Consider the following 24,832-nt stretch of genomic DNA (forward strand, 5'->3'; position numbering starts at 1 on the left):
CCAGCTTTTTGCATTAAGGAAACCCTGTCATGTACGAACTGTGCCTGATGTGCCCGGAAGACCGGGTCGAGAGCGTGAGCGAAGCGCTGGATGCGCTGGATGCGCTCAGCGTCTCGGTCGAAGATGCCGATGCCCAGACCGATGCCGAGCAGGCACTGTTTGGCGAGCCCGGCATGCCGCCGCCCAAGGATGGCTGGCAGCGCAGCCGCATCGTGGCGCTGTTCCCGCAGCGCGCTGCGGCCGAAGAGGCGCAGAGCTTGCTGCAGCTGCAGGATTTCTTTGCCGGCTGCAGCCTGCTGGGCATCCGTGAGGTGGCCGAGCAGGACTGGGTGCGCCTGACCCAATCGCAGTTCGCCCCGGTGGATATCACGCCGGAATTCTGGATTGTGCCCACCTGGCATGAGCTGCCAGCGGCCGCGACCCGCAGCATCCGCCTGGACCCGGGCCTGGCCTTTGGCACCGGCACCCACCCCACCACCCGCATGTGTCTGCGCTGGATTGCGCAGCGCGGCGCGCAAGGCCAGGATCTGGGCCGTGTGCTGGACTACGGCTGCGGCTCCGGCATTTTGGCCATTGGCGCCGCCAAGTTTGGTGCGGTGGACATTGATGCGGTGGACATTGACACCGCTGCCGTGGAATCGACCGAATACAACGCCCAGGCCAACCATGTGCAGCTGCGCGCCGGCTTGCCTGATGCAGCGCAAGGCGAGTACCAGACGGTGCTGGCCAATATCCTGGCTACGCCGCTGAAGGTGCTGGCCCCCTTGCTCTGCGCCCATGTGGCCCAGGGTGGCCACCTGGTGCTGGCCGGTATCCTGGAGCGCCAGACCGATGAGCTGAAAGCCGCTTACGCCCCTTATCTGCAGCTGGACGTGGCCGATACCGAAGACGGCTGGGTGCTGATGACAGCACGGCGCGCAGCAGATTCCGCCACCGGGACAGGCCGCTGAACTTCTGACCCTACAATCCACTGCGATGAGCCAGATAACGCGTTGCCCCCAGTGCCAGACCCGCTTCAAGGTGGTGGATGACCAATTGCGCATCTCCGATGGCTGGGTGCGCTGTGGCAAGTGCAAGGCGGTGTTTGATGCGCTGACACACCTGGCGGCCAGTGCACCGGCGGCAGCGCCCGCAGGCACGCAGGCGCCGGCTGAGCATCCCGCTGTCGCCACGCAGGCCCCGGTGGTGGCTCCATCGCAGGTGGCCTCGCCTGCTGTCCCTACGCCCAGCCCAGAGCCGGCGCAGGCGGGGGCTGCAGTGCTGCGGACGGAGAACTCGCTGCAGGTGAACCCCAACGCCCAGGTGCCCGAGCTGTCGGTGCTGGTGTTTCCGCGCCGCGCCAATGCGAGCGGGGATTCGGGCTATGTGGATTCGTCCTGGATGCAGGCCTATGAGGAAGAGGCCCAGGCGCAGACCCCTGTCGCGCCACCCGCAGGCCAGGACCGCAGCGGTCTGGAGAGCGAATGGCAGCCGATGGCGGACCAGCGCCCGGAATCGCTGCGCAGCAGCCGGGTGGACTTTTCGGCCACTGACGACCTGGCGGAACTGCAAGCCCGCGAGGGCCGTCTGCTGGAGGCCATTGCCGAGCGCCAAAAGCCCGTACCAGCGCCTGTGCCGCCAGAGCCAGCGCAGCCCGCGCTGCTGGATGAGGCCGCACCGCTGGTCGTGGAGGATGTGGTGGCAGCTGCCGCTGCCCCTGCTGCAAAAGAGCTGCAGGTCCAGGAGCCGGCTTCACCTCCGCCGTATTTGAGGCAGAGCAGCGCCCATGATCTGTCCGCCCCCGGCCCGGCGGCGCGGCAAGAGGATGGGCTGCTGCTGGCGCCCGAGATGGCTGGCAGAACCCTGGATGCCGGCAAGCGGGAGCCCTCGCTGGCTGCACCGACCAACTATGTGGCGCAGATGGATGAGGCCGTTGCGGCGGCCGATGCAGCCGCTTCTGCCGGCATGGATGCCGTGGCCGAGCCAGGTTTTGTGCGCGCCGCCAAGCGCAAGGCCTTCTGGCGCAAGCCCTGGGTCGTCGTGCTGTCGCTGTTGCTCAGCCTGCTGCTGTTGGCGGCCTTGCTGCTGCAGATCGCGCTGACCCAGCGTGACCGCCTGGCCCTGGCCCAACCCCAATGGCGCCCGGCATTGCAAGCCGCTTGCCGCCTCGCGGGCTGCGAGATTGCGCCGCCTAGGCAACTGCAGGCCGTGTCTATCGACAGCACCAGCTTCAACGCCGTGGGGCCGCGCCAGTTCCGGCTGCGCGTGGTCTTGCGCAATGGTGCCGACAATCCGGTGGCGGTCCCTGCGCTGGAGCTGAGCCTCAATGACGCGGCAGAAAAACTGGTGCTGCGCCGTGTGCTGACTCCGCAGGAGCTGCAGGCGCCTGCCGCGCTGGACGCGCATGGCGAGTGGACGGCAGAGATGGTCATCCAGGTGGCAGAGGCGGCAGGTGATGTCGTGGGCTACCGCGTGCTGGCGTTCTACCCTTGAATTTTTGATAACAGAAAGAATAGCTTCATGGCTTCGCTGATCTGCGGCTCGCTCGCATTTGACAACATCATGACATTTTCGGGCCGCTTTGCCGACCAGATCATGCCCGATCAGATCCATATCCTGAACGTGTCCTTTCTCGTGCCGACCTTGCGCCGCGATTTTGGCGGCTGCGCCGGCAATATTGCCTATGCGCTGCACCTGCTGGGCGGCCAGGCGCTGCCAATGGCCGTGGTGGGCCATGATGGCGACGGCTATGTCGCGCATTTCAAGCAGCTGGGTATCGATACGCGCTTTATCAAAAAGCTCGACGACCACTACACCGCCCAGTGCATGATCACCACCGACATGGACAACAACCAGATCACCGCCTTCCACCCCGGTGCGATGATGCAGGCCCATGAAAACACCATCACCAAGGACTGCGGCGCGGCCATTGGCATCGTCGCGCCCGATGGGCGTGACGCCATGCTGCAGCACGCCGAGCAGCTGCATGCCGCTGGCATTCCCTTTGTGTTTGACCCTGGCCAGGGCCTGCCGATGTTCGATGGCAATGACCTGCGCCATTTCATCAGCCTGGCCACCTGGGTGACGGTGAACGACTACGAAGGCAAGATGCTGAGCGAGCGCACCGGCCTGTCGTTTGCCGAGATCTCTACCCAGGTGCAGGGCCTGATGGTGACCTTGGGTGCCGAAGGCTGCGATCTGTGGGAAAACGGCGAGCGCATGCATGTGCCTGGCATCCAGGCCACGGCCGTGGTCGACCCGACCGGCTGCGGCGATGCCTGGCGCGGTGGTCTGCTCTGGGGCCTGGAGCAGGGCCGCCCGCTGCGCACCTGTGTGGAACTGGGCAACCGCATGGGCGCCTTGAAGATCGCAGCACGCGGCCCGCAAAACTACCAGCTGGATTTTGACCCCGCAGCGGTCTGAGGCGGTGGCTCGGCCTCTCCGGGCCTCCGGGCGGGCCTTGGCTTCATCTCATCCTGGCGGGGTCTGAATGGTGCACGGCGCTAGCCGCTGTGATGCATCACCCTTTGGCAAAGGCCTCCAGCGCCTCGCCGGTCATCCGGTAGCGAATCCATTCGCTCTGCGGCTTGGCGCCCAGGCTGTCATAGAACTGGATCGATGGCGTGTTCCAGTCCAGCACGCTCCACTCGAAGCGCCCGCAGTCCTTGTCCACGGCAATGCGCGCCAGATGGCGCAGCAAGGCCTTGCCCGCGCCGCTGCCACGGTGGCTGGGGTCGACGTACAGGTCTTCCAGGTAGAGGCCATTGCGCCCCTGCCAGGTGGAGTAGTTGAAAAAATACACGGCAAAGCCAATGGCCTGGCCCTCCTGCTCGCAGATAAGGCCATGCGCCGTGGCACCCTCGCTGAACATGGTCTTGTGCACATGGGCGGGGGTCGCGAGCACCTCGTGCTCGGCATTTTCATAGACGGCCAGATCGCGCACAAAGCGCAGGATGGTGTCGGTGTCGTCGATGGTGGCGGGGCGGATGTGGAGCGCTGTCGTCATGGATCAATGGCCAGGGGGTTAGCCTGGTGAGTCTGTGTATGCAGGCCGCACTGTGGGCGGCCTACATGGTTGGCTGTTGGGGGAGGAAGGCTGCACCAGCGTTGCGTTGACGTTGCCCATCAATGTGAGGCTGCCACCAGTTTTTGCAGAATCTGGAAATGGTCCTCAAAAAACTCGGCCTCGCGGGCGCGTATCGCATCGATGCTGAGCCAAAAGGCCTCGGCTGCATCATCGTCGGCACGCACCGCAGGCTTGGGGCTGCGCTGCAGGTCGAAATAGTGCACATGGGTGATGGTGCGGCCACGCTGGCTGCGGTCGGGGTGGTCGAACACGGTCACCGATTGCAGGCTGGCCTGCAGTTGCGACTCGTCCAGCGCGCAATGCGTCTCTTCCTGCAGCTCACGCAGGCAGGATTGCCACAGGCTGTCGCGCGGCTCGACAAAGCCGCCGGGCAGGGCCAGCAAGCCCTTGCCCGGTGCATGGCCACGGCGGATCAGCAGCACCTCGTTGCCGCAGCGCAGCAATGCATCGACGGTGACAAAGATGGGCGGGTAGGGCGCTGCCGCCCAGGAGGCATGGTAGCGGCGCAGCATCTGCCATTCGGTGTGCAGCGCGGCGTATTCTGCGCTGGTGCGGAACTGCTGCAGAAACTGCAGCGAGCTGGCTGGCAGCATATCGGCCAAGGCGGCGAGGCTTGCTGCAGAGCCATCGCCTTGCGTGCCAAAGTAGGCGTCGCGGATGGGGGTGGCGTCGATGCTGTTCTGGCGCGGCAGGCTCACCAGCTCCCAGCCGGGGAAGTGGGCCAGGTAGCTGCTGCTCTCGTCCTTGAAATGGCCCACCAGGCCAATGCGGGCGCCCGGCGTGCTGTGGCTGGTGACGGCCTCGCGCACGGCGGTCACCCAGCGCGGCTCGTCGTAGTAATCGCGGATGGGCACAAACACCAGGCGCGCCGCATCGGCGGGGCTGAGCGCTGCAGCAAACATCTGCGCGCGCTCTTGCCAGGTGAAGGGGTTCTTGGGGCTGCGGGCCTGCAGCGCAGATCCCAATACCACCACCACCTTGCTGGCGCGGGCAAGCGCCTGCTGCAGCAAGGCCAGATGGCCCAGGTGCGGAGGCTGGAAGCGGCCAATCAGTACGGCCAGGTCATAGTGCTCGGTAGCTGCGGTCATGTCTCGTTGTCTTGGTGCCTGCTGGGGTGCTGGTTGGGGATTATGCGCTGTGGATGTGCCGGGTCGCCGCCCTTTGCCTTTGAGGATCCTCTGCAAGACCCGCGCCGAATGGGATGGAGGCGGATCGCCCGGGCCCAGGTTCAGAGCACGGCAGGCGGTTTTGCAAAGGGGTCTTACGGGTAGTAGGCCGCAATCGGCATTTGCCGGCCGGTGCCAAAGGCGCGTGGGCGCAGGCGCAGGATGGGCGGCGCCTGGCGGCGCTTGTACTCACTGCGGTGGACCATGCGCTGCACCTTGGCGAGGGTCTGGCGTCCTGCCTCGGTCTGTACAAAGCGATCGACAAAGAGGCGCGCGGCGTCGTACTCCAGGCTCGACAGGCGCTGGCCTTCAATGAGGATCTTGAGGATCTCGTCGAGCACGGCATAGGGCGGCAGGCTGTCCTCGTCCTTCTGGTCGGGGGCCAGCTCGGCCGACGGCGGCTTGTCAATGATGGCCCGGGGGATGATCTCGCGCCCGGCGCTGGCGTTGATATGGCGCGCGAGCGCGAACACCTCCGTCTTGTACAGGTCGCCGATCAGGCCCAGGCCGCCGTTGGTGTCGCCATACAAGGTGCAGTAGCCCACCGAGATCTCGGACTTGTTGCCCGTGGTCAGCAGCAGGTGGCCAAAAGCATTGCTGTACTCCATCAGGATGGTGCCGCGAATGCGGGCCTGGACGTTCTCCAGCGGCAGGCCTTGCAAGGGCGCGCCAAAGCTGGTCTCGAACTGCTGGGCATAGCCCTGTACCAAGTCGGCAATCGGGTGCGTGTGCAGCGCAATGCCCAGGTTGCGGCACAGCGCCACCGAATCGTCCACCGAGCCGCTGGAGGAGTAACGCGAGGGCATGGTGATGCCGACCACGTTCTCGGGGCCGAGCGCCTCGGCCGCCAAGGCCAGGGTCAGCGCCGAATCGATACCGCCGGAGCTGCCGACCACCACCTGGCGAAAGCCGCAGCGGCGCGCATAGTCGCGCAGGCCCAGAATGGTCTGCTGGCGGTAGAACTCCATCGTCGGCAGGCCTTCTGCCGGAGGGGTGGCGGGCCGTGTGCCATCGGGCAGGCAGAAGTCGCCGTTGTCAAAGCCCAGCGTGCAGACGGTTTGCACAAAGCGCGGCGCCTCCCAGACAATGCCGCGCTCGGGCTGTACCGCAAACGATGCGCCATCGAACACGATCTGGTCCTGGCCCCCGATCTGGTTGACATACAGAATCGGCAGGCCATGGCGGCGCGCAGCATGGCTGAAGATCTGGTGGCGCTCCTCGCGCTTGCCCAGGTGGCTGGGGCTGGCATTGATGCTGACCACCACATCGGGCGCAGCATCGGCCATGCGCTCGAAGGGGTTGGTGGCGTAGTCGGCGCCGCTGTCGTTCCAGCCGTCCTCGCAGATCAGAAAGCCGACCTGCATCTGGCCGATACGCAGCACCTTGGCCACGTCGCGGCCGGGCTCGAAGTGGCGGCGCTCGTCAAAGATGTTGTAGGTGGGCAGCAGCTGCTTGTCGTACTGCAGGCGGATGGCGCCGTTGTGCAGCACCAAGAGGCTGTTGTGCAGATGCTTGCCGGGGCCGGCGGCGCGGGTGGGCGCACCCAGCACCCAGTGCAGATCGGGCAGTTGCTGGCTCTCTTGCAACAGGCGGGCAATGCCGGCATCGACGCGGGCCAGAAAATCGGGCTCGTCGAGCAGGTCGCCGGGGTAGTAGGCGGTCAGCGACAGCTCGGCAAACACGACCAGTTGCGCGCCTTCAGCCTGCGCCTGGCGGGCGGCGGCCAGCATCTGGTCGATGTTGCCGTCCATATCGCCCACGGTGGGGTTGAGCTGGGCCAGGGTGATCTTGAGCATCGCGGCTCCTTACTGCGTCACATGGAACACTTGCTTGAGGTAGGCCAGGTAGGTCTCGTCGTCGCACAGGGTCTTGCCTGGGCTGTCGCTGAGCTTGGCCACTGGCTGGCCATTGGCGTGGGTGAGCTTCATCACGATGTTGAGCTGCTTGAGGCCCATGTCGTTGGCCAGCTGGGTGCCAATGCCAAAGCCGCACTGGATACGATCGGCAAAGTGCTGGTAGAGCGCCAGCGCGCTGTCCAGGGTCAGGCCATCGGAGAACACCAGGCGCTTGGCATGCGCATTGATACGCAGCTTGGCATAGTGGGCCAGTGCCTTTTCGCCCCATTCGTAGGGGTCGCCCGAGTCATGGCGCAAGCCGTCGAACAGCTTGGCAAAGTACATGTCGAAATCGGCGAGGAAGGCGTCCATGCCGACGGTGTCGGTCAGCGCAATGCCCAGGTCGCCCCGGTATTCCTGCACCCAGTCTTCCAGCGCGGCGATCTGAAAATCACGCAGGCGCACGCCATGGGCCTGGTAGCTTTGCAGGTACTCATGGGCCATGGTACCAATGGGCACCAGGTTCAGGTCGCGCGCCAGCAGCACGTTGGAGGTGCCCTTGAACCACTGCGCGGTCTGCGTGGCAAAGGCCTGAACCACCTCGCGCTGCCAGGGGGCGGAAAAGCGCCGGCGCACGCCAAAATCAAACAGCTCAAAGGGGTGGCGGTGCTTGGCCTCTTGTGCCAGCTCCTGCAGACGCACTATTTTTGCCCCCAGGCGCTTTCGCCCCTCGGCCAGCGCGCTGGCCTGCTCAAAGCGGCGGAAGTACAGCTCGTTGACGATGGACAGCACAAAGATCTCAAAGCCCATCACATGCACCTGGGGGCCATGGGCAACGATGTGCAGGCCGTCACCATCGGGCTCGACCTCGATGAAATCACGCTGGAACTGGAAGATGCGCAGAAAGTCGATGAAATCGCTTTTCATGAAGCGCAGGCTGGCCAGGTAGTCGAGCTCGTCCTTCTTGAATTTCAGCGCGCACAGCGCGTCGATCTCGGCGCGCACTTCGGCCAGCAGATCTACCAGCGGAAACTCGGTCTGCGAGCGGCAGACAAAGCGGTAGGTGGACTGGGTTTGCGGGTGGCGATGGAGCATGGCCTGCCACATCGTGAATTTGTACAAATCGGTGTCGAGCAGGCTGGTGATAATGGGCTGCATACCGCGTCTTTCTCTGTCAAAAATACGATCCATCAGCGCTTGTCCCTCAAGCACCAATGGCCAAACGGCTTATAAGCTGAAAGCCGTGCTGGTGCAGCAGCGTACACCGAGGGCGCGCATCTGCTGCAAAAAGGTGTCTTGTGCCGCTTCAAAGCCGGCCACAGGGCTCATGCAGTCGGTCAGCAGGACAATGCGCGAGAAATCCTCCGCGCCCCACAGCGGCGCCATATGCTGCACGATGTGCTCGGTGGTGGCGCGCACGCAGTGGCTGCCCGCTTCCCCGGCGATCACCAAAGTATCGGCCTGCGCCAGCTGCTGCAGCAAGGCGGTGTTCAACTGGGTTTCCGGGTCTTGCGCATCGGGTACCTCGGCGCAGATGGCGCTGTAGTGCTCGGTCAACGGATTCATGCCCTTGAACACATGGCGCACCGCGCGCTGGCGCTGGCTTTGCCATTGGCGGCAGGCGGTCAGGATGTCGGCATGCACGCCATGGCCAATGCTGCCGATTTCGCAGTGCAGCGGCCAGACCATCAAGGTGTAGCGGCCCTGGGCTTCCAGCGCATTGAGGTAGGCGAGGGTACGGGCCAGCTCGTCCGGGTTGCGAGGCCTGAAACTGCCTTCGCGCAGCTGCGCAGCGGTGATGGCGGTAAAAGGCTGCACCGGGCTGCCATCGCCTTGCTGCCAGAAGGCGGGGTGGGCAATGTCGTAGGCCTGGTGGGAGTCGAGCGTGACGGTGATTCCATCGAGCTGCGAGGCATGCTGCAGCAGCCACTGCGCCAGGCGTCGCATGTCCGCATGGGCGCCCGCCACCGGCAGGCTGGGGGCATAAGGCGCGGGGCTTGCCGCGTTGCTGGGGAGCCAGGCTGGCGGCAGGTCGCAAAAGTCATTTTGCGGGTCGATGATGAGCAGCTGTGTGCGTTGGCGCATGTCTTTCTCCTTCGATGTGAGGCAGTCTACGCTTGTTAAAATATTTTTGCAACTAACTAATGAAGAGGGCTTGCAGGAAATCTTTTGCATGAAGCCTATGTTTTTATTGATTCTGGGTAGCTGCAGCGGCATACTGCCCTTCATGAAAAGGACTTGGTACAGAAATGATGCAAAGTGAAACCGCCTCCATCCAGGTGCTGACCACGGTGGACGTGGTGGTGCTGACCTTGGTGGACGGGGTGCTGAGCGTCGTGCTGGTGCAGCGCGAGCGCGCGCCGTTTGCCGGGGTATGGGCTTTGCCGGGCGGCTACATCCATGCGCAAGAAGACGCCGACGCCCATGCCAGTGCCGCCCGCGTACTGCGCAGCAAGGCGGGGATTGAAGACGCGTACCTGGAGCAGCTGGCCACTTTTAGCGGGCCGGCGCGTGACCCACGCGGCTGGTCGGTCGCCATCAGCTATTGCGCGCTGATCCCGCAGCAAAAGCTCCCCACGCCAAGGCAGGGGCTGAAGATGGTGCCGGTCGCTGCCACCGGCCAGCTGCCGTTTGACCATGGGCAGATCCTGCAGGCAGCGCTGGCGCGGGTGCGCAGCAAGAGCCAGTACTCCTCGCTGCCGGTGCATTTCTTTGGCGAGAGCTTTACCCTGCCGCAGCTGCAGCAGGTCTATGAAAGCATTCTGGGCGAGCCGCTGAACAAGGTGAGCTTTCGCCGCAAGATGGACGAGCTGGGCATGCTCGAGCCCGTGCCGGGCCAAATGCAGGCCGGAGGCGCGCATCGGCCGGCGCAACTGCACCGGGTGCGGCCGGAGTTCAGGCTGCAGCTGGCGCTGAGTGCGCGGGGGCTGTGAATGCGTTGGCTGGACTGACGAGCACCCATGAAAAAATCCGCTGGATCACTCCGAGCGGATTTCTTGCGAAGACTGACCTGAATTACTTCAGACCGGCAGCAGCACGAAGCAGCGCAGCCTTGTCGGTTTTTTGGCTTCGGCCGGGTCTGGCGGCCCTTCACATCGCAAGCGATGTGAGCCTGCGCCGAAGAACCGACAAACTCGCTGCGCTCGGGGCCTTACAGGCCCGCAGCAGCGCGCAGCACTGCTGGCTGTCAGCGGTCTTTGGCTTCGGCCGGGCCTGGCGGCCCTTCACATCGCGAGCGATGTGAGCCTGCGCCGAAGAACCGACGAACTCGCTGCGCTCGGGGCCTTACAGGCCCGCAGCAGCGCGCAGCACTGCTGGCTGTCAGCGGTCTTTGGCTTCGGCCGGGCCTGGCGGCCCTTCACATCGCAAGCGATGTGAGCCTGCGCCGAAGAACCGACGAACTCGCTGCGCTCGGGGCCTTACAGGCCCGCAGCAGCGCGCAGCACTGCTGGCTGTCAGCGGTCTTTGGCTTCGGCCGGGCCTGGCGGCCCTTCACATCGCAAGCGATGTGAGCCTTTGCCGAAGAACCGACAAACTCGCTGTGCTCGGGGCCTTACAGGCCCGCAGCAGCGCGCAGCACTGCTGCCTTGTCGGTTCTTTCCCAAGTAAACTCCGGCTCCTCACGGCCAAAGTGGCCATACGCCGCCGTCTTGCTGTAGATCGGGCGCAGCAGATCCAGCATTTGGATGATGCCCTTGGGGCGCAGGTCAAAGTGCGCGGCCACCAGCTTGGCGATGTCGGCATCGGGGATCACGCCGGTGCCTTCGGTGTAGACGGTGATGTTCATCGGGCGGGCCACGCCGATCGCATAGGCCACCTGCACCTGGCACTGGCGCGCCAGACCGGCAGCGACCACGTTCTTGGCGACGTAGCGGGCAGCGTAGGCGGCAGAGCGGTCCACCTTGGTTGGATCCTTGCCGGAGAACGCACCGCCGCCGTGGGGGCAGGCACCGCCGTAGGTGTCCACAATGATCTTGCGACCGGTCAGGCCACAGTCGCCCTGCGGGCCACCGACGACGAAGCGGCCCGTGGGGTTGATCAGGTACTTGGTGTCCTGCAGCCATTCCGACGGCAGCACGGGCTTGATGATCTCTTCGATGATGGCTTCGGTGAAGCTGGCCTTCATCTTGGTGGCGGTTTCCGACTGGTCGGGGCTGTGCTGGGTGGACAGCACTACGGTGTCGATGCTGTGGGGCTTGCCGTCCACATAGCGCATGGTGACCTGGCTCTTGGCGTCAGGGCGCAGGAAAGGCAGGCGGCCATCCTTGCGCAGCTGGGCCTGGCGCTCGACCAGGCGGTGGGCGTAGTAGATCGGCGCGGGCATCAGCTCGGGCGTTTCGTCGCATGCATAGCCAAACATCAGGCCCTGGTCGCCAGCGCCGGTGTTCAGCTCGTCATCGCTGGCCTTGTCCACGCCCTGGGCGATGTCCTGGCTTTGCTTGTCATAGGCCACCAGCACCGCGCAGCCCTTGTAGTCGATGCCGTAGTCGGTGTTGTCGTAGCCGATGCGCTTGATGGTGTCGCGGGCCACCTGGATATAGTCCACGTTGGCGCCGGTGGTGATCTCGCCTGCCAATACCACCAAGCCGGTGTTGGTCAGTGTCTCTGCCGCCACGCGGCTGTGTGGATCTTGGGTGAAAATAGCGTCCAAAATCGCATCAGAGATCTGGTCGGCTACTTTATCGGGATGGCCTTCGGACACTGATTCCGAGGTAAACAGAAAATCGCTGTTTGCCATAAACAAAAAACTCCTTCAAAGCTTGGGCAATTGCGTTGCCCGAGCCTTGAAGGAGCCTGGCGAACGCTTTAGCAGTTTGTTTTTAACGTCGCCCTGCAAGTTGCTCTTTAACTCAGCGACCGACACATTCTAATGCCTTTCTTGTTTCGACTATTTGCTGCGCTGCCGTTGTGGCTATTGCATGGCCTGGGCGCTGGCCTGGGCTGGCTCACTTTCGTGGCCTCGCCCACCTACCGCCGGCGCTTTCTGGCCAATGCCCAACAGGCGGGTTACCGCTTTGCCGATGTGAAAAAGGCCGTAGCCCATGCCGGCCGCATGGTAGCTGAGGTGCCACGCCTGTGGTTTGGCGCGCCGCTGCCCTGCGATATCCAGGGGGCTGATGTCATCGAGCAGGCGTTGGCCGATGGCCGGGGCATTGTGTTTTTGACCCCGCACATGGGCTGCTTTGAGCTGTCAGCCCAGTACATGGCGCGGCGCTGGGGTGTGGTGCACGGCCCCATCACGGTGCTGTACCGCCCGGCTCGCCAGGCCTGGCTGGCCAAGCTGATGGAGACGGCGCGCGCGCGCCCCGGTCTGGCCTCGGCACCAACGACGATGGCGGGGGTGCGGCAGATGATCAAGGCCCTGCGCCAAGGCCATAGCGTGGGGCTGCTGCCCGACCAGGTGCCACCCGACGGCCAGGGCATGTGGGTGCCGTTTTTTGGCAAGCCCGCCTACTCGATGACCTTGGCCGCCAAGTTGGCCCAGCAGACCGGCGCGGCTGTTATATTGGCGCGCTGTGTGCGCCGGCCCCTGGGCCGGGGCTTTGATCTGTATGTGCGCGGCCTGCAGACCCCGCTGGCCCAGGAGGCCGAGGCCGCCGTGCTGCAGATCAACCAGGAAATGGAGCGCTTGATCCGCGACAGTCCCGAGCAGTACCTCTGGGGCTATGCGCGCTACAAGCAGCCGCGCAGCCTCGCTGCCGCTCCCTCGGAAGGTCAAAAGCATGGGTAAGTTGTTTATCGGGTGGATGTGGCTGATGTCGCACCTGCCTTTGTCGGTCTTGCGCGGTCTGGGCTGGTTGATGGGTCGGGTGCTGTTCTATCTGGTGCCATCGCGCCGCCGCATTGCGCTGCGCAATCTGGAGCTGTGCTTTCCCGAAGCCAGAGCTGAGCAGCGTCGGGCATGGGCCAAGCAGAGTTTTGTGGTGTTCTGCCAAACCTGGCTGGACCGCAGCTGGCTGTGGTTTGCACCACAAAAAACGCTGGAGAAACGCACCCGCATGACGGGGGCGCTCGAAGAGCTGGAAGGCGATACGCCGACCATCATCTTTGCGCCGCATTTCTACAGCATGGATGCCGGGGGCACGGCGCTCACCATCTACTGCAGCCGGCCCTTCACGTCGATCTTTTCGACCCAGCCCAATGCCGATGTCGATGCCTGGATCCGCAAGGGCCGCCAGCGCTTTGGCGATGTGCGCATGCTCAACCGCGACGACGGCATCAAGCCCATCATTGCCAGCCTGCGCAAGGACCATGGGCTGTTGTACCTGTTGCCGGACATGGACTTTGGCCCGAGCGACTCGCTGTTTGTGCCATATTTTGGCCAGGTGGCAGCGACCATTCCGTCGCTGTCGCGCTTTGCGCGGCTGGGCAAGGCCAAGGTGATCGGCATGTATACGCGGCTGACGCCGGAGGGTTACGAAGTCACCATCTCTCCGGCCTGGCAGGATTTTCCCACTGACGATGTAGTGGCTGATACCACGCGCCAGAATCGTGAGTTGGAAGCCCGAATCCGCACCATGGTGCCCCAGTACTACTGGGTGCACAAGCGCTTCAAGACCCGGCCCGAAGGCGAGCCTTCGCTCTATTCATAAACAACTAAGCATAAACAACAAAGGCCCTTTCGGGCCTTTGTTGTTGAGCGCCTTGGCTGGCGTTCGTGCAGTTTATTGCTTGTCTGCAGCGGCGTCTGGCGCTGCAGGCGCGGCCTCCAGGCTGACCAGTCCTTCCGGGTGCGACCACTGCCACAGCAGCTGAGCGACCTTGTCCACATTCTGCTTCTTTAACGCGCTGAACAGCATCACCTCTCCGCCGCCGGCATTGAGTTTGGTGATGGACAGGATCTTGGCCTGCTCGACGCGGGTCAACTTGTCGGCCTTGGTGAGCAAAATCAAGAACTTGAGACCTTGCTCCACGCGGGGGCGGATGATGTCGAGCAGGGCTTCGTCCAGCTCGGTCAGGCCCAGGCGCGGGTCGCAGAGCAGCACAATACCTGTCAGGCTGGGGCGGCTGACGAGGTAGTTCACCATGACTTGCTGCCAGCGCTTCTTGTCTTCACGCGAGACGGCGGCATAGCCGTAACCGGGCAGGTCGGCCAGCACGGCATCGGTCACGCCCTTCTTGCCCAGCGAAAACAGGTTGATGTGCTGGGTGCGGCCGGGCTTTTTCGAGGCAAAGGCCAGCTGGTTCTGCTGGGTGAGCGTATTGATCGATGTGGACTTGCCCGCATTGGAGCGGCCCACAAAGGCGAACTCGGGCACATCGACGACAGGCAATTGGTGCAACTGCGCAGCGGTGGTGAAAAAGCGGGCGGTGTGCATCCAGCCCAAAGCCGCCTTGCCATCAATGCCTGGGCTTGGCGTGTCTGCAACGGCTTGGGGGGTACTAGGTGTTGTCGTCATGTGCGTTCGAGTCTATCTAAGGCATCATTGTAGAATCTGGCCGCTTTGGCCTTATACCCATAAACCAGACAAAGACCCACGATATGAAGTTGATCGCCCCTTTGCTGACAACGGCTGTACTGGCTTTTTCTTCCGTTTCTGTGTATTCGGCGTCCGAGACGCCCAACCGTTCGCCCAAGCCGGACCTGGCCAAGGGGGAGGCCAGCTACACCGCCGTCTGCGTCGCCTGCCACAATGCCGATGGCAATGCCTCCATCGCCATCAACCCCAAACTCTCGCAGCAGCATCCTGAGTACCTGCTCAAGCAGCTGCAGGAGTTCAAATCCGGCAAGCGCAAGGACCCGGTGATGCAGGGCATGGTTGCCGGCCTGTCGGATGCGGACATGCTCAATATCTCGGCCTGGCTGGCCAGCAAACCGGGCAAGCTGGGTTTTGCCAAGGACAAGGACGCCGTTGCCCTGGGCGAGCGCATCTACCGCGGCGGCCTGCCCGACCGCCAGATTGCCGCCTGCGCGGGCTGCCACAGCCCCAATGGTGCGGGCATTCCGGCCCAGTACCCGCGCCTGTCTGGCCAGAACGCTGACTACGTCAGCAAGACCTTGCATGACTTCCGCGATGGCAAGCGTGGCAACAGCCTGCAGATGACCGGCGTCACCGCCAAGATGAACGACAAGGAAATCAAGGCGGTGTCGGACTATATTGCGGGCCTGCGCTAGGCGGGTGGCTGGGGCGTTTGCGCTCCACCGTTACGGGCAATGCCCCCGCGCCAATACATGGAGCGTGTTGCTGGGCATTTCGCGGGCCCCCGGGCTATCCCTAGGGTTGCAGACTAAACTTGGCGTTCTGCGAACTTGTACTCTGGTGGCGACTCCATGGGGTGCGGACTGGCAGCGCAGCAGCGGTCCTGCTCCTGCTTTTCACCGATAGCGTCGTACCATGTCTGAATCTTCTCCCCCGCCAACGCAGCTGCAGCCTCAGTTGGGCACCCGTGCCGTCTATGAGATGCTGTCGTCGATGCGCTTTGCCATTGCGCTGCTGTCCATCATCTGCATTGCCTCGGTCATCGGCACGGTACTGCGCCAGCATGAGCCGGCCGTCAACTACGTCAACCAGTTTGGCCCTTTCTGGGCGCAGCTGTTTCTGTCACTCAAGCTCAATGCGGTCTACAGCGCCTGGTGGTTCCTGCTGATCCTGGCGTTTTTGGTGACCAGCACCAGCCTGTGCATTGCCAAGCATGCGCCCAAGTACCTGGCCGATTTGCGCCAGTACAAAGAGAACTTGCGCGTGCAAAGCCTGCAGGCCTTCCACCACCAGGCCAGTGCCCATTTGGCAGAAACCCCGGCCCAGGCCGCGCAGCGGGTGGGCGCGCAGCTGGCCGGCAGCGGCTGGAAGGTGCGCTTGCAAGAGCGCAGCGATGGCTGGATGGTGGCGGCCAAGGCCGGTGCCGCCCACAAAATCGGCTATCTGGCAGCGCACAGCGCCATTGTGCTGATCTGCCTGGGCGGGCTGCTCGATGGCGATCTGATTGTGCGCGCGCAAATGCTGCTGGGCGGCAAGACCACCTTCAGCGGCGGCGGCATGATTTCCGATGTGCCCGAGCAGCACCGGTTATCCGCCAGCAACCCGACCTTCCGTGGCAACCTGATCGTGGCCGAGGGCGCGCAGTCGGGCACGGCCATCCTCAACCAGTCAGACGGCATCCTGCTGCAGGACTTGCCGTTTTCGGTGGAGCTGAAGAAATTCATCGTCGAGTACTACTCCACCGGCATGCCCCGGCTGTTTGCCAGCGAGGTGGTGTTGCATGACAAGAAAACCGGCGCTGCGGTGGAAAAGCGCATCGAGGTGAACCATCCCGCGAGCTACCAGGGCATCGAGATCTACCAATCGAGCTTTGAAGACGGCGGATCGCGCCTGCAGCTGCGCGCCGTGCCGCTGGTGCCGGGCATGAAGAGCTTTGAGGTGCAGGGCGAAGTGGGTGCCTCCACGCAGATCAAGCTGGGCGAAGGCCAGCCGCCGCTGGAGATGGAATTCACCGGCCTGCGCACCATCAATGTGGAGAACATGGGCGCCAACCCGGGCGATGGGGCGCCAGGCGGCACCGATGTGCGCAAGGTGGATTTGAGATCCAGCCTGGACAACCACCTGGGCGCCGGCAACAAGGTGACCACGCCGCGCGATCTGCGCAACGTAGGCCCCAGCGTCAGCTATAAGCTGCGCGACGCCTCGGGCCAGGCGCGCGAGTTCAACAACTACATGCTGCCCGTCGACATGGGTGATGGCCAGCCCGTCTACCTCTGGGGCGTGCGCGAGACCCTGGCCGACCAGTTCCGCTACCTGCGCATTCCGGCGGACGACCAATCCAGCTACCGGGGCTTTTTGCGTTTGAAGGCAGCGCTGCAGACGCCAGCGATGCGCGAGCGGGCCGTGCAGCAGTATGTGGCAGGCGCCGTGGAGGCAAGCCGCCCGGCGCTGCGCGAGCAACTCTATGCCTCGGCCCTCAAGGCGCTGGTGATTTTTGCCGGCGATGGCCAGACGGGCGCGAGCAGCGTCACCGGTTTGCAGGCGATTTCGGCCTTCATGGAGCAGAATGTGCCCGAAGGTGAACGCGCCAAGGCGGGTGAAGTGCTGGTGCGCATTCTGAATGGTGTGCTGTTTGAGCTGATGCAGGTGGCGCGGGCCGACGAGGGCCTGGCACCTCTGGAGCCCAATGAGCAGACGCAGCGCTTCATGACCCAGTCGGTGCTGTCGCTCAGCGATGCGCTGCTGTACCCCGAGCCCCTGGTGTTTGAGCTGACCCAGTTTGACCAGGTGCAGGCCAGCGTCTTCCAGGTGGCCAAGGCCCCTGGCAAGCTGGTCGTGTACCTGGGCTGCCTGTTCCTGATTCTGGGGGTGTTTGCGATGCTCTATGTGCGTGACCGGCGCCTGTGGGTCTGGCTGGCGCCGCGCGCCGATGGCAGTGCCGATGCGCGCATGGCCTTGTCCACCAACCGCCGCACCCTGGATGTGGACCGTGATTTTGAGGGCCTGAGTCAAAAGCTTCTGGGTACCAGCCCCAGCGGAGAACAACGATGAATACTGCTTCCACCAACCTGCCGCCTGCCCAGGCGGGCACCGTGGTCCAAACGGTGCAACTCAACCCCGGCTATTTCAGCAGCCGCTCGGTCTGGGACTGGCTGTTTGCATTGGCACTGGCCGTTGGCGGCGGTTTTGCCCTGTTTTTGTATGGCCACCATATGGATGGCTATGAAAAAGGCATTCTGATCGCCTCGGTGCCGTTTTTTATCTGGCTGGGCTGGTTCTGGCGGCCACTGCAGCTGTTGATGGTGGCGGTAGCCGCGCTGTCGCTGCTGGCCATTGGCCTTTACCGGGTCGATGGCGCAGGCCAGATTGCCCGCTCGGAGACGGTGTTTGGCCTCAAGTACTTCCTCTCCAGCCAGTCGGCCATCCTGTGGATGAGCGTGCTGTTCTTCATGAGCACGGTGTTCTACTGGATCGGTCTGCTCTCCAAGGGCGAGGGATCGGCGCTGACGGCCGTCGGCAGCCGCCTGACCTGGCTGGCCATTGTGATGGCCCTGGTGGGCACGATGGCGCGCTGGTATGAGAGCTACCTGATGGGGCCGGACATTGGCCATATCCCCGTCAGCAACCTGTATGAAGTGTTTGTGCTGTTCGCCTGGATGACGGCGCTTTTCTACCTCTACTTTGAAGCGCACTACCAGACCCGGGCGTTGGGCGGCTTTGTGATGCTGGTGGTCAGCGCCTCGGTGGGCTTTTTGCTGTGGTACACCGTCGCGCGCCAGGCCCATGAGATCCAACCGCTGGTGCCTGCGCTGCAAAGCTGGTGGATGAAGCTGCATGTGCCGGCCAATTTTGTCGGCTACGGCACCTTTGCGCTGGCGGCCATGGTGGCGCTGGCCTACCTGCTCAAGGCCGCCACGCAGCGCGCGCTGTGGATCGGCCTGGTGCTTGTGCCGATGCTGGTGCTGGTGCTGCCGCTGGTGGCTTTCCGCATCTGGGGCGATGAGAGCCTCTACCCGTCGCTCGACAAGACCTTGCGCATGGCCTTGCCGCTGGAGCTGTTCTTCGGGCTGATGATCGTGCTGCGCAGCTGGATCAACCGAGGCACGCCGCGCCTGCAGATCATGGATGACCTGATGTACAAGGCCATCGCCGTGGGCTTTGCGTTCTTCACCATTGCCACCGTGCTGGGCGCGCTCTGGGCGGCCGAGGCCTGGGGCGGCTACTGGAGCTGGGACCCTAAGGAGACCTGGGCGCTGATCGTCTGGCTGAACTACGCCGCCTGGCTGCACATGCGCCTGGTCAAGGGCCTGCGCGGTGCCATCTCGGCCTGGTGGGCACTGGTGGGGCTGGTGGTGACCACCTTCGCGTTCCTGGGCGTGAACATGTTCCTTTCGGGCTTGCACAGCTACGGCACGCTGTAAGCTGCCCCACACGGATCACTGAGGGCGCTGCGGCAGCGGAGCGATGGGCTGCGTGGGCAAGGTGTAGTTCTGGTTGTCCATCAGATCGACGCCGCACATCAGGTGGTCGAGCCAGTCAAAGAACTGGGCAATGGCCGGGCCCATGATGGGCGCGCCGTGCTGGGGCACGATCAATGAAATATCCAGCTGGCGCGCCATGGCCACCCACAGGCGCAGCACCTTGTTGGACACCATGTAGCGCCGGTGAAAGCCTTCCATGCGCGGAATGTGCGGTGCCAGATCGGTCACCGGGGTGCGGGCGATGTAGCCATCGGTCATCGAGACGCCCAGGTCGCCAGTGAACAGGATGCGGCTGATCGGGTCGTAGAAATGGAAGTTGCCTTCGGCATGCAGAAAATGCGCAGGCAGGATGTGCAGCTGGCTTTGGCCCAGCGGCAGAATGCCTCCGGGGTCTTGCACGGGGATGACGCGGTTTTCGGTCTTGCCGACCTTGGTGAAATGCGGCACAAAGCGCTCCCAGACGCGGGAGATCACCAGCGATGCGCGGGTGGAGGTGAGCCAACGGTCCAGTGAGGCGATGATGTCCGGGTCGGCATGGGATGCGATCAGGTAGGACAGCTTGTGCGGCGAGAAATAGCGCACCATGCCCATGTAGAGCTCATTGAAAGCGAGGTTGCCGCCCGGGTCGATGATGGCGCCGGTACCATGGTCGACAATCAGGAACTGGTTGGCCTGCACGGCCTGCGCATCCTCTTCCACCAGATCGGTGAACATCAGACAAGCATGCTGCTCGTCACGGTACAGTTCCACAGGTTCCAACGCCATCTCTTCCGCCCAGTTATCTATTGCAACGGGCGTGACTGTAACGGGGTGTAGTGGGTTGGACCTTGAGGTGGATCAAGGAGGCAGGCTGGGTGGGCCGAAGAGGGCAACGGCCAGCGCTGGATCAGGGCTTGGCAGCGGGCTGCATCACCGGGGATGGCTGCAGCTGGGGCTCAGGCCGGTCCGGTGCGCTGGGGTCCAGCGTTTGCGGCAAGGTGGCCCGGTTGGCCGCTGCCGGCTCGGTGGGCAGGTACAGCGGCCCGCGTTGGCCGCAAGCGGCCAATAGTGCCGCACCGGTGGCAAGGACAATGGTCCTGCATACAATTTGGTAAATACTCCACATTGAAGCATTGTAATGAACGAACTCGAATACCTGGATGCGGCCGAAAAACTCTTGCTGGCGGTTGAGCAGACCTGCGACCGCATCAACGATGAGACCGATGCCGATATCGACGCCCAGCGCGTGGGCGGCCTGCTGACCCTGATTTTTGCCAACCGCAGCCAGATCATCATCAACCTGCAGCCGCCGCTGCACGAGGTATGGCTGGCGGCCAAGTCTGGGGGCTACCATTACAAGTTCGATGGCAGCGTGTGGCGCGACACCAAGACCGGCCATGATTTCTTTGCCGATCTGACGCGGGATGCCGGTGTGCAGTCGGGTCTGCCCCTGGTCTTCAAAGCCTGAAGGCGCATCACCCTATATAAAAAGGCCAGTCCGCGCAATGCGGGCTGGCCTTTTGTCTGGGCGCTGGCGCTGCGTCAGTTGCGGAACAGGTCCAGAATCTGGTTGCGCTCTTCCGAGTTCGGCGGCGGCACCATGGTGCCGGCGGTCGAGGCGGGGGAGTCCAGTCCCAGGTTGGGGGCGCTGCGCGCATATTCTTCGTAGAGCCAGTCTCCGCCCACATTGAGCAGGCCGCTGGGTGGCGTCATCTTGGCCACGGGCACATCCTTGAGCGCGTGCTGCATGTAGTTGATCCAGATGGGCAGGCTCAAGCCCCCACCATATTCGCGCGCTCCCAAGCTGCGTGGGTTGTCATAGCCCATCCAGACCACCGCTGCATTGGTCGGCTGGAAGCCAGCAAACCAGGCGTCCACCGAGTCATTGGTGGTGCCGGTCTTGCCATAGATGTCCGGGCGCTTGAGCTGGGCCTGGGCTTTGGCAGCGGTGCCGTAACGGGCGACATCCTGCAGCAGCGAGTCCATCACAAAGGCGTTGCGGGCGTCGATGGCGCGCGGCAGGTCCTCAGTGGCCGGTGGTGCAAACTCAGACAGCACATTGCCGCGGTGGTCGGTGATCTTGGCAATCAGGTAGGGATTGACCCGGTGCCCGCCATTCGCAAACACCGAATAGGCCGCCACCATCTGCATCGGGGTGACGGAGCCCGCGCCCAAGGCCATCGGTAGGTAAGGGGGCTGCTTGTCGGCATCAAAGCCGAACTTGGTCACCCATTCCTGCGCCTTCTTGGGGCCTACCGATTGCATCACACGGATGGTCACCAGGTTCTTGGAGCGTGCCAGCGCCTGGCGCATGGTCATCGGGCCATCGAAACGGCCGTCGGAGTTCTTGGGCTCCCAGGGCTGCTGGCCGGCCGATCCCGGGAAGCTCAGCGGCGCATCATTGATCACCGTGGTGGGCGAGAAGCCTTTTTCCAGCGCTGCCGAATAGATGAAGGGCTTGAAGCTGGAGCCCGGCTGGCGCCAGGCCTGGGTCACGTGGTTGAACTTGTTCTTGTCGAAATCAAAGCCACCGACCAGCGCCTTGATGGCGCCACTGCGCGGGTCGAGTGAGACAAAGGCGCCTTCCACCTCGGGCAGTTGGGTCAGCTCAAAGGTCTTCTTGGCGGTTTCCATGATGCGCACCACGGCGCCTGGGCGCAGCTTGGTGTTGGGCGGCGCCTTGTCGCTCAGGCCCGATTGCACGGGCTTGAGGCCGTCCCCGGTGATCTCGATCGGATCACCATCGGCGCGGATGACCACGACCTTGCGCGGCGCAGCCTCAAGCACAACGGCAGACAGGATATTGCCGTTGTCCGGGTGCTGGGCCAGCACCTCGTCAATGGCCTCGTCCCGCTCCTGGCCGGCGGCTGGCAGCGTGATGAACTTCTCCGGGCCGCGGTAGTGCTGGCGCTTCTCATAGTCCATGATGCCCTTGCGCAGCGCCTCGTAGGCCTTTTCTTGGTCGCTGGCGATCAAGGTGGTGTAGACGTTGAGACCGCGTGTGTAGGCCTCGCTGCCGTACTGTGCAAAGATCAGCTGGCGCGCCATCTCGGCCACATATTCGGCATGCACGCGGTTGTCCGCATAGCTCGATCGGATCTTGAGCGACTCCTCGCGTGCCTGGCTGGCCTGGGCCGGCGTGATGAAGTGGTTCTCTTCCATCCGGTCAATGATGTAGAGCTGGCGAATGCGGGCGCGCTTGGGGTTGCTGATCGGGTTGTAGGCCGAGGGGGCCTTGGGCAGGCCGGCGAGCATGGCCGCTTCTGCCACCGTGACATCCTTGAGCGGCTTGCCGAAATAGGTTTCGGACGCGGCCGAGAAGCCATAGGCACGGTTGCCCAAGTAGATCTGGTTCATGTAGATTTCCAGAATCTGGTTCTTGCTGAGGGTGTGCTCGAGCTTCAAGGTCAGCAGGATCTCATATATCTTGCGGGTATAGGTTTTTTCAGATGATAGATAGACATTGCGGGCCACCTGCATCGTGATGGTGGACGCACCCTGGGCCTTTTCGCGCCCCAGGTTGGCGAGCAGCGCGCGCGCCATGCCCTTGTAGTCCACACCACTGTGCTCGAAAAAGCGCGTGTCTTCGATCGCCAGCACGGCGTCCACCATGACCTTGGGAATCTCGCTGATCGGGGTCAAATTGCGGCGCTCTTCACCGAATTCGCCCAGCAGCGCACCTTCGGAGGAGTAAACGCGCATCGGCAGCTTGGGCCGGTAGTCGGCCAGCTCGGAGACATCGGGCAGGTTGGGGTAGGCCATGGCCAGGCCAACGGCAACCACCGCAGCGCCAGCGATGGCACCGGCCACCAGCAAGGCCAGCAGCCAGCCAAAGAACTTCATGGTCTTGGTGGCGAAGCTCGATGGCTTGGGTTGCTTGGGAGACTTGGCGGGAGGTTTGTCAGGCGTTCTGCGCGAGATCGGAGCGTCTGGATTCATGGGGTCAGACCGTCGAGAGGAGCTTGCATAAGCAGGGGATGCTATCACGCGGCTGCCTGGGATGGGGTTCGCGCCGGTTTTGAATTAGCTTGTGACAAATGTCATGCTGCGTCCAATGTATCCCTTGTATCGTATTGTTTTGACAACGAATTGGGTCTGGGAGCCGGTGGTTCTTTGCTGCGCGACTATCTTGCTGATAGCATTCATAGGGGGTGTTAAGTTTTGTAGCTCAATATAGAGCAAATTAGGGAGGAGCCCATCTTGGTCTCAATGGGATCTTTGTTCCGACGCCAGCCGCCTAGCCTCTTGGGGATAGACGTGAGCGCGTCGAGCATCAAGTTGGTTGAACTGGGGAGGAGCGGCAGCGGTCAATTCATTGTTGAGCGCTGTGCACAAGAGCTGCTGGAGCCTGGCTGGGTCACCGAGTCGGGCATCGAGCGTTTTGACGAAGTCGCTGATTCCTTGCGGCGGCTGGTCAAAAAAAGCGGCACGCGCACCAAGCAAGCGGCACTGGCGTTGCCGCTTTCTGCCGTGATTCAGAAGAAAATCGTGCTGCCATCGGGGCTCTCCGAGCTCGAGATGGAGTTTCAAGTTGAATCAGAAGCTAACCAATACATACCATTTTCCCTCGATGAGGTGAATCTGGATTTCTACGTCATCGGCCCATCCTCCAATTCGGTGGGGGACGTCGACGTGTTGATCGCGGCTGCCCGCAAGGAGACGGTGCAAGACCGGCAGGGCCTGGCAGAAGCGGCAGGCCTCAAGCCCGTCGTGCTGGAGATCGAGTCCAACGCCACCGCGCTGGCGGCCCGGCGCTTGATTGGCAATATGCCCAGCAAAGGCAAGGATGCCTTTATCGCCATCTTTGAGATCGGTGGCAACGCCTCCTTCCTGCAGATCATCCACAACAACCAGGTGATCTATGAGCGTGACCAGTCCTTCAACGGGGGCCAGCTCACGCAGATGATCATGCGCCAGTACGGCTTCTCGCAAGAAGAGGCCGAGCAGAAAAAACGCGGCGGTGATTTGCCCGCCGACTACAAGCAGGTTGTTCTCAAGCCCTTTGTCGAGAGCATTGGGCAGGAGATCAACCGCGCTTTGCAGTTTTTCTTTACCAGTACACCGCACAACCGCATTGATCACATCCTGCTCGCGGGCGGCTCTGCGGTGCTGAGCGGCCTGACGGATGCGGTAATCGATGCGACCGGCTTTGCCGCATCTGCTGCCAACCCGTTTGAAGACATGGTGATGGATGCCGCCGTGCGGTCCCGAGCCAAGAGCAAGGACTTCACCACCTACCTCACCGCCTGCGGTCTGGCACTGCGGAGGTATGCAGCATGATCTTGATCAATCTGCTCCCCCACCGCGAGGCTGCGCGCAAGAAGCGCAAAGAGAGCTTTCAGGCATCGATGGTGGCCGCTGCCCTGGTGGGAGCGCTGGTCTGCGGTGCCGTGTACATGTTCTACCAGTACAAGATCGACCTGCAAGGCCAGCGCAATGCGCTGCTGACGCGCGAGATCAAGGCCTTGGATGTCAAGATCGCCGATGTGGCCAAGATCGATGCAGAAATTGCTGCGCTGAAGGCGCGGCAAAAGGCGGTGGAGGATCTGCAGTCCGACCGCAATCTGCCGGTGCATTTGCTCAATGAGCTGGTGCTGCAACTGCCCGATGGTGTCTATATCGAGAGTCTCAAGCAGCAAGATCAGACCGTGCAGATCCAGGGCATCGCCCAGTCGAATGAACGGGTGTCCGAGTTGCTCAACAGCCTGGCGACCAAGACGCCCTGGTTGTCCAAGCCCGAATTGGTCGAGGTGGTCGGCACCACCACCCAGGTCAATGCGCGTGAGAAAAAGCGTGTCGCTGGCTTCAACCTGCGTTTTGGCCTGATGCGCTCCAGCGATGTAGAGCAGGCCCAAAACGCGCAGGCGCTGAAAAAATAAGGGCG

Annotated in this window: 22 protein-coding genes; 12 read left to right on the forward strand and 10 right to left on the reverse strand. The window is 63.0% G+C overall.

The genetic code is table 11. From position 1 onward, the window contains the following. Positions 1–29 precede the first annotated feature (29 nt). From prmA to ACPEE1_RS05160, 3 genes are read left to right on the forward strand one after another with little or no spacing between them, the layout of a single operon-like run. A complete protein-coding gene (gene prmA, locus ACPEE1_RS05150; protein WP_021026144.1) occupies positions 30–950 on the forward strand; it encodes a 50S ribosomal protein L11 methyltransferase in 921 nt (306 codons plus the stop codon). A 25-nt stretch (positions 951–975) separates the two neighbouring features. Next, complete coding sequence (locus tag ACPEE1_RS05155) at positions 976–2,472, forward strand: zinc-ribbon and DUF3426 domain-containing protein (protein WP_232539436.1); 1,497 nt, start codon at positions 976–978, stop codon at positions 2,470–2,472. Positions 2,473–2,499: 27 nt separating this feature from the next. Further along, on the forward strand, positions 2,500–3,402 hold the full coding sequence (locus ACPEE1_RS05160) for a carbohydrate kinase family protein (RefSeq protein ID WP_182343545.1): 903 nt from the start codon (positions 2,500–2,502) through the stop codon (positions 3,400–3,402). Positions 3,403–3,499: 97 nt separating this feature from the next. Here the strand turns inward: ACPEE1_RS05160 and ACPEE1_RS05165 are convergent, their stop codons facing one another. The 5 genes from ACPEE1_RS05165 to ACPEE1_RS05185 form a co-directional block, all read right to left on the reverse strand. Next, entirely contained in the window at positions 3,500–3,985 is a 486-nt protein-coding gene (locus tag ACPEE1_RS05165; RefSeq protein ID WP_182343543.1) for a GNAT family N-acetyltransferase, read from the reverse strand. A gap of 119 nt (positions 3,986–4,104) precedes the next feature. Then, positions 4,105–5,154 carry a bifunctional nicotinamide-nucleotide adenylyltransferase/Nudix hydroxylase gene (locus tag ACPEE1_RS05170; protein ID WP_423935442.1) on the reverse strand — a complete coding sequence of 350 codons (1,050 nt, stop codon included), beginning with the start codon at positions 5,152–5,154 and terminating at the stop codon, positions 4,105–4,107. 173 nt (positions 5,155–5,327) lie between these two features. After that, the gene (locus ACPEE1_RS05175) at positions 5,328–7,028 is read right to left on the reverse strand and encodes an NAD+ synthase (RefSeq protein ID WP_116926469.1); all 1,701 of its coding nucleotides are present in this window, start codon (positions 7,026–7,028) and stop codon (positions 5,328–5,330) included. A gap of 9 nt (positions 7,029–7,037) precedes the next feature. Beyond that, complete coding sequence (gene pncB / locus ACPEE1_RS05180; protein WP_021026135.1) at positions 7,038–8,225, reverse strand: nicotinate phosphoribosyltransferase; 1,188 nt, start codon at positions 8,223–8,225, stop codon at positions 7,038–7,040. Between the two features lie 69 nt (positions 8,226–8,294). Then, positions 8,295–9,152, reverse strand: coding sequence for a cysteine hydrolase (locus ACPEE1_RS05185; RefSeq protein WP_182343537.1), 858 nt, complete (start codon positions 9,150–9,152; stop codon positions 8,295–8,297). A 167-nt stretch (positions 9,153–9,319) separates the two neighbouring features. Between ACPEE1_RS05185 and ACPEE1_RS05190 the strand changes: the two genes are divergently transcribed. Further along, complete coding sequence (locus ACPEE1_RS05190) at positions 9,320–10,000, forward strand: NUDIX hydrolase (RefSeq protein WP_232539435.1); 681 nt, start codon at positions 9,320–9,322, stop codon at positions 9,998–10,000. Between the two features lie 620 nt (positions 10,001–10,620). Here the strand turns inward: ACPEE1_RS05190 and metK are convergent. Further along, the gene (gene metK / locus ACPEE1_RS05195; RefSeq protein ID WP_021026133.1) at positions 10,621–11,805 is read right to left on the reverse strand and encodes a methionine adenosyltransferase; all 1,185 of its coding nucleotides are present in this window, start codon (positions 11,803–11,805) and stop codon (positions 10,621–10,623) included. A gap of 132 nt (positions 11,806–11,937) precedes the next feature. On the opposite strand from metK, the gene ACPEE1_RS05200 reads away from it, so the two are divergent. Both ACPEE1_RS05200 and ACPEE1_RS05205 read left to right on the forward strand, forming a co-directional pair. Then, on the forward strand, positions 11,938–12,798 hold the full coding sequence (locus ACPEE1_RS05200; protein WP_423935445.1) for a lysophospholipid acyltransferase family protein: 861 nt from the start codon (positions 11,938–11,940) through the stop codon (positions 12,796–12,798). Continuing rightward, positions 12,791–13,660, forward strand: coding sequence for a lysophospholipid acyltransferase family protein (locus ACPEE1_RS05205; protein WP_423935447.1), 870 nt, complete (start codon positions 12,791–12,793; stop codon positions 13,658–13,660). Before ACPEE1_RS05200 ends, ACPEE1_RS05205 begins: the two co-directional genes overlap by 8 nt. 72 nt (positions 13,661–13,732) lie before the next feature. Here the strand turns inward: ACPEE1_RS05205 and yihA are convergent, their stop codons facing one another. Beyond that, complete coding sequence (gene yihA / locus ACPEE1_RS05210; protein WP_116926464.1) at positions 13,733–14,467, reverse strand: ribosome biogenesis GTP-binding protein YihA/YsxC; 735 nt, start codon at positions 14,465–14,467, stop codon at positions 13,733–13,735. Between the two features lie 83 nt (positions 14,468–14,550). On the opposite strand from yihA, the gene ACPEE1_RS05215 reads away from it, so the two are divergent. The 3 genes from ACPEE1_RS05215 to ccsB all read left to right on the forward strand — a co-directional run bounded on the left by ACPEE1_RS05215 (position 14,551) and on the right by ccsB (position 18,909). After that, positions 14,551–15,183, forward strand: a complete 633-nt coding sequence (locus ACPEE1_RS05215; RefSeq protein WP_116926463.1) for a c-type cytochrome — start codon at positions 14,551–14,553, stop codon at positions 15,181–15,183. Positions 15,184–15,403: 220 nt separating this feature from the next. Continuing rightward, on the forward strand, positions 15,404–17,539 hold the full coding sequence (locus tag ACPEE1_RS05220) for a cytochrome c biogenesis protein ResB (RefSeq protein ID WP_182343532.1): 2,136 nt from the start codon (positions 15,404–15,406) through the stop codon (positions 17,537–17,539). Continuing rightward, positions 17,536–18,909 carry a c-type cytochrome biogenesis protein CcsB gene (gene ccsB, locus ACPEE1_RS05225; protein WP_116926462.1) on the forward strand — a complete coding sequence of 458 codons (1,374 nt, stop codon included), beginning with the start codon at positions 17,536–17,538 and terminating at the stop codon, positions 18,907–18,909. Before ACPEE1_RS05220 ends, ccsB begins: the two co-directional genes overlap by 4 nt. Positions 18,910–18,924: 15 nt before the next feature. Here the strand turns inward: ccsB and ACPEE1_RS05230 are convergent, their stop codons facing one another. Together ACPEE1_RS05230 and lptM are read right to left on the reverse strand one after the other, a co-directional pair. Next, positions 18,925–19,734: an MBL fold metallo-hydrolase gene (locus ACPEE1_RS05230; protein ID WP_116926461.1), complete on the reverse strand. Its 810-nt coding sequence runs from the start codon at positions 19,732–19,734 to the stop codon at positions 18,925–18,927. A 121-nt stretch (positions 19,735–19,855) separates the two neighbouring features. Further along, positions 19,856–20,014 (reverse strand): LPS translocon maturation chaperone LptM, encoded by a 159-nt coding sequence (gene lptM, locus ACPEE1_RS05235; protein WP_409935106.1) that lies wholly within the window; start codon positions 20,012–20,014, stop codon positions 19,856–19,858. Positions 20,015–20,086: 72 nt separating this feature from the next. Here lptM and cyaY point away from each other — a divergent pair, with 72 nt between their 5' ends. Continuing rightward, a complete protein-coding gene (cyaY, locus tag ACPEE1_RS05240) occupies positions 20,087–20,416 on the forward strand; it encodes an iron donor protein CyaY (protein ID WP_116926459.1) in 330 nt (109 codons plus the stop codon). Positions 20,417–20,490: 74 nt separating this feature from the next. Here cyaY and ACPEE1_RS05245 read toward each other — a convergent pair whose 3' ends face one another. After that, complete coding sequence (locus tag ACPEE1_RS05245; protein ID WP_116926458.1) at positions 20,491–22,791, reverse strand: penicillin-binding protein 1A; 2,301 nt, start codon at positions 22,789–22,791, stop codon at positions 20,491–20,493. A gap of 357 nt (positions 22,792–23,148) precedes the next feature. On the opposite strand from ACPEE1_RS05245, the gene ACPEE1_RS05250 reads away from it, so the two are divergent. Both ACPEE1_RS05250 and ACPEE1_RS05255 read left to right on the forward strand, forming a co-directional pair. Next, on the forward strand, positions 23,149–24,228 hold the full coding sequence (locus ACPEE1_RS05250; protein ID WP_116926457.1) for a pilus assembly protein PilM: 1,080 nt from the start codon (positions 23,149–23,151) through the stop codon (positions 24,226–24,228). After that, positions 24,225–24,827 (forward strand): PilN domain-containing protein, encoded by a 603-nt coding sequence (locus ACPEE1_RS05255; RefSeq protein ID WP_116926456.1) that lies wholly within the window; start codon positions 24,225–24,227, stop codon positions 24,825–24,827. Before ACPEE1_RS05250 ends, ACPEE1_RS05255 begins: the two co-directional genes overlap by 4 nt. Positions 24,828–24,832 lie beyond the last annotated feature (5 nt).

The sequence above is a fragment of the Comamonas sp. 23 genome (assembly GCF_049601575.1).
Lineage (GTDB): Bacteria > Pseudomonadota > Gammaproteobacteria > Burkholderiales > Burkholderiaceae_C > Comamonas > Comamonas squillarum.

Excerpts from the sequence above, each read along its gene's own strand:
- prmA (WP_021026144.1), top strand. The coding sequence starts at position 30 with ATGTACGAACTGTGCCTGATGTGCCCGGAAGACCGGGTCGAGAGCGTG.
- ACPEE1_RS05155 (WP_232539436.1), top strand. The coding sequence starts at position 976 with ATGAGCCAGATAACGCGTTGCCCCCAGTGCCAGACCCGCTTCAAGGTG.
- ACPEE1_RS05160 (WP_182343545.1), top strand. The coding sequence starts at position 2,500 with ATGGCTTCGCTGATCTGCGGCTCGCTCGCATTTGACAACATCATGACA.
- ACPEE1_RS05165 (WP_182343543.1), bottom strand. The coding sequence starts at position 3,985 with ATGACGACAGCGCTCCACATCCGCCCCGCCACCATCGACGACACCGAC.
- ACPEE1_RS05170 (WP_423935442.1), bottom strand. The coding sequence starts at position 5,154 with ATGACCGCAGCTACCGAGCACTATGACCTGGCCGTACTGATTGGCCGC.
- ACPEE1_RS05175 (WP_116926469.1), bottom strand. The coding sequence starts at position 7,028 with ATGCTCAAGATCACCCTGGCCCAGCTCAACCCCACCGTGGGCGATATG.
- pncB (WP_021026135.1), bottom strand. The coding sequence starts at position 8,225 with ATGCAGCCCATTATCACCAGCCTGCTCGACACCGATTTGTACAAATTC.
- ACPEE1_RS05185 (WP_182343537.1), bottom strand. The coding sequence starts at position 9,152 with ATGCGCCAACGCACACAGCTGCTCATCATCGACCCGCAAAATGACTTT.
- ACPEE1_RS05190 (WP_232539435.1), top strand. The coding sequence starts at position 9,320 with ATGCAAAGTGAAACCGCCTCCATCCAGGTGCTGACCACGGTGGACGTG.
- metK (WP_021026133.1), bottom strand. The coding sequence starts at position 11,805 with ATGGCAAACAGCGATTTTCTGTTTACCTCGGAATCAGTGTCCGAAGGC.
- ACPEE1_RS05200 (WP_423935445.1), top strand. The coding sequence starts at position 11,938 with ATGCCTTTCTTGTTTCGACTATTTGCTGCGCTGCCGTTGTGGCTATTG.
- ACPEE1_RS05205 (WP_423935447.1), top strand. The coding sequence starts at position 12,791 with ATGGGTAAGTTGTTTATCGGGTGGATGTGGCTGATGTCGCACCTGCCT.
- yihA (WP_116926464.1), bottom strand. The coding sequence starts at position 14,467 with ATGACGACAACACCTAGTACCCCCCAAGCCGTTGCAGACACGCCAAGC.
- ACPEE1_RS05215 (WP_116926463.1), top strand. The coding sequence starts at position 14,551 with ATGAAGTTGATCGCCCCTTTGCTGACAACGGCTGTACTGGCTTTTTCT.
- ACPEE1_RS05220 (WP_182343532.1), top strand. The coding sequence starts at position 15,404 with ATGTCTGAATCTTCTCCCCCGCCAACGCAGCTGCAGCCTCAGTTGGGC.
- ccsB (WP_116926462.1), top strand. The coding sequence starts at position 17,536 with ATGAATACTGCTTCCACCAACCTGCCGCCTGCCCAGGCGGGCACCGTG.
- ACPEE1_RS05230 (WP_116926461.1), bottom strand. The coding sequence starts at position 19,734 with ATGGCGTTGGAACCTGTGGAACTGTACCGTGACGAGCAGCATGCTTGT.
- cyaY (WP_116926459.1), top strand. The coding sequence starts at position 20,087 with ATGAACGAACTCGAATACCTGGATGCGGCCGAAAAACTCTTGCTGGCG.
- ACPEE1_RS05245 (WP_116926458.1), bottom strand. The coding sequence starts at position 22,791 with ATGAAGTTCTTTGGCTGGCTGCTGGCCTTGCTGGTGGCCGGTGCCATC.
- ACPEE1_RS05255 (WP_116926456.1), top strand. The coding sequence starts at position 24,225 with ATGATCTTGATCAATCTGCTCCCCCACCGCGAGGCTGCGCGCAAGAAG.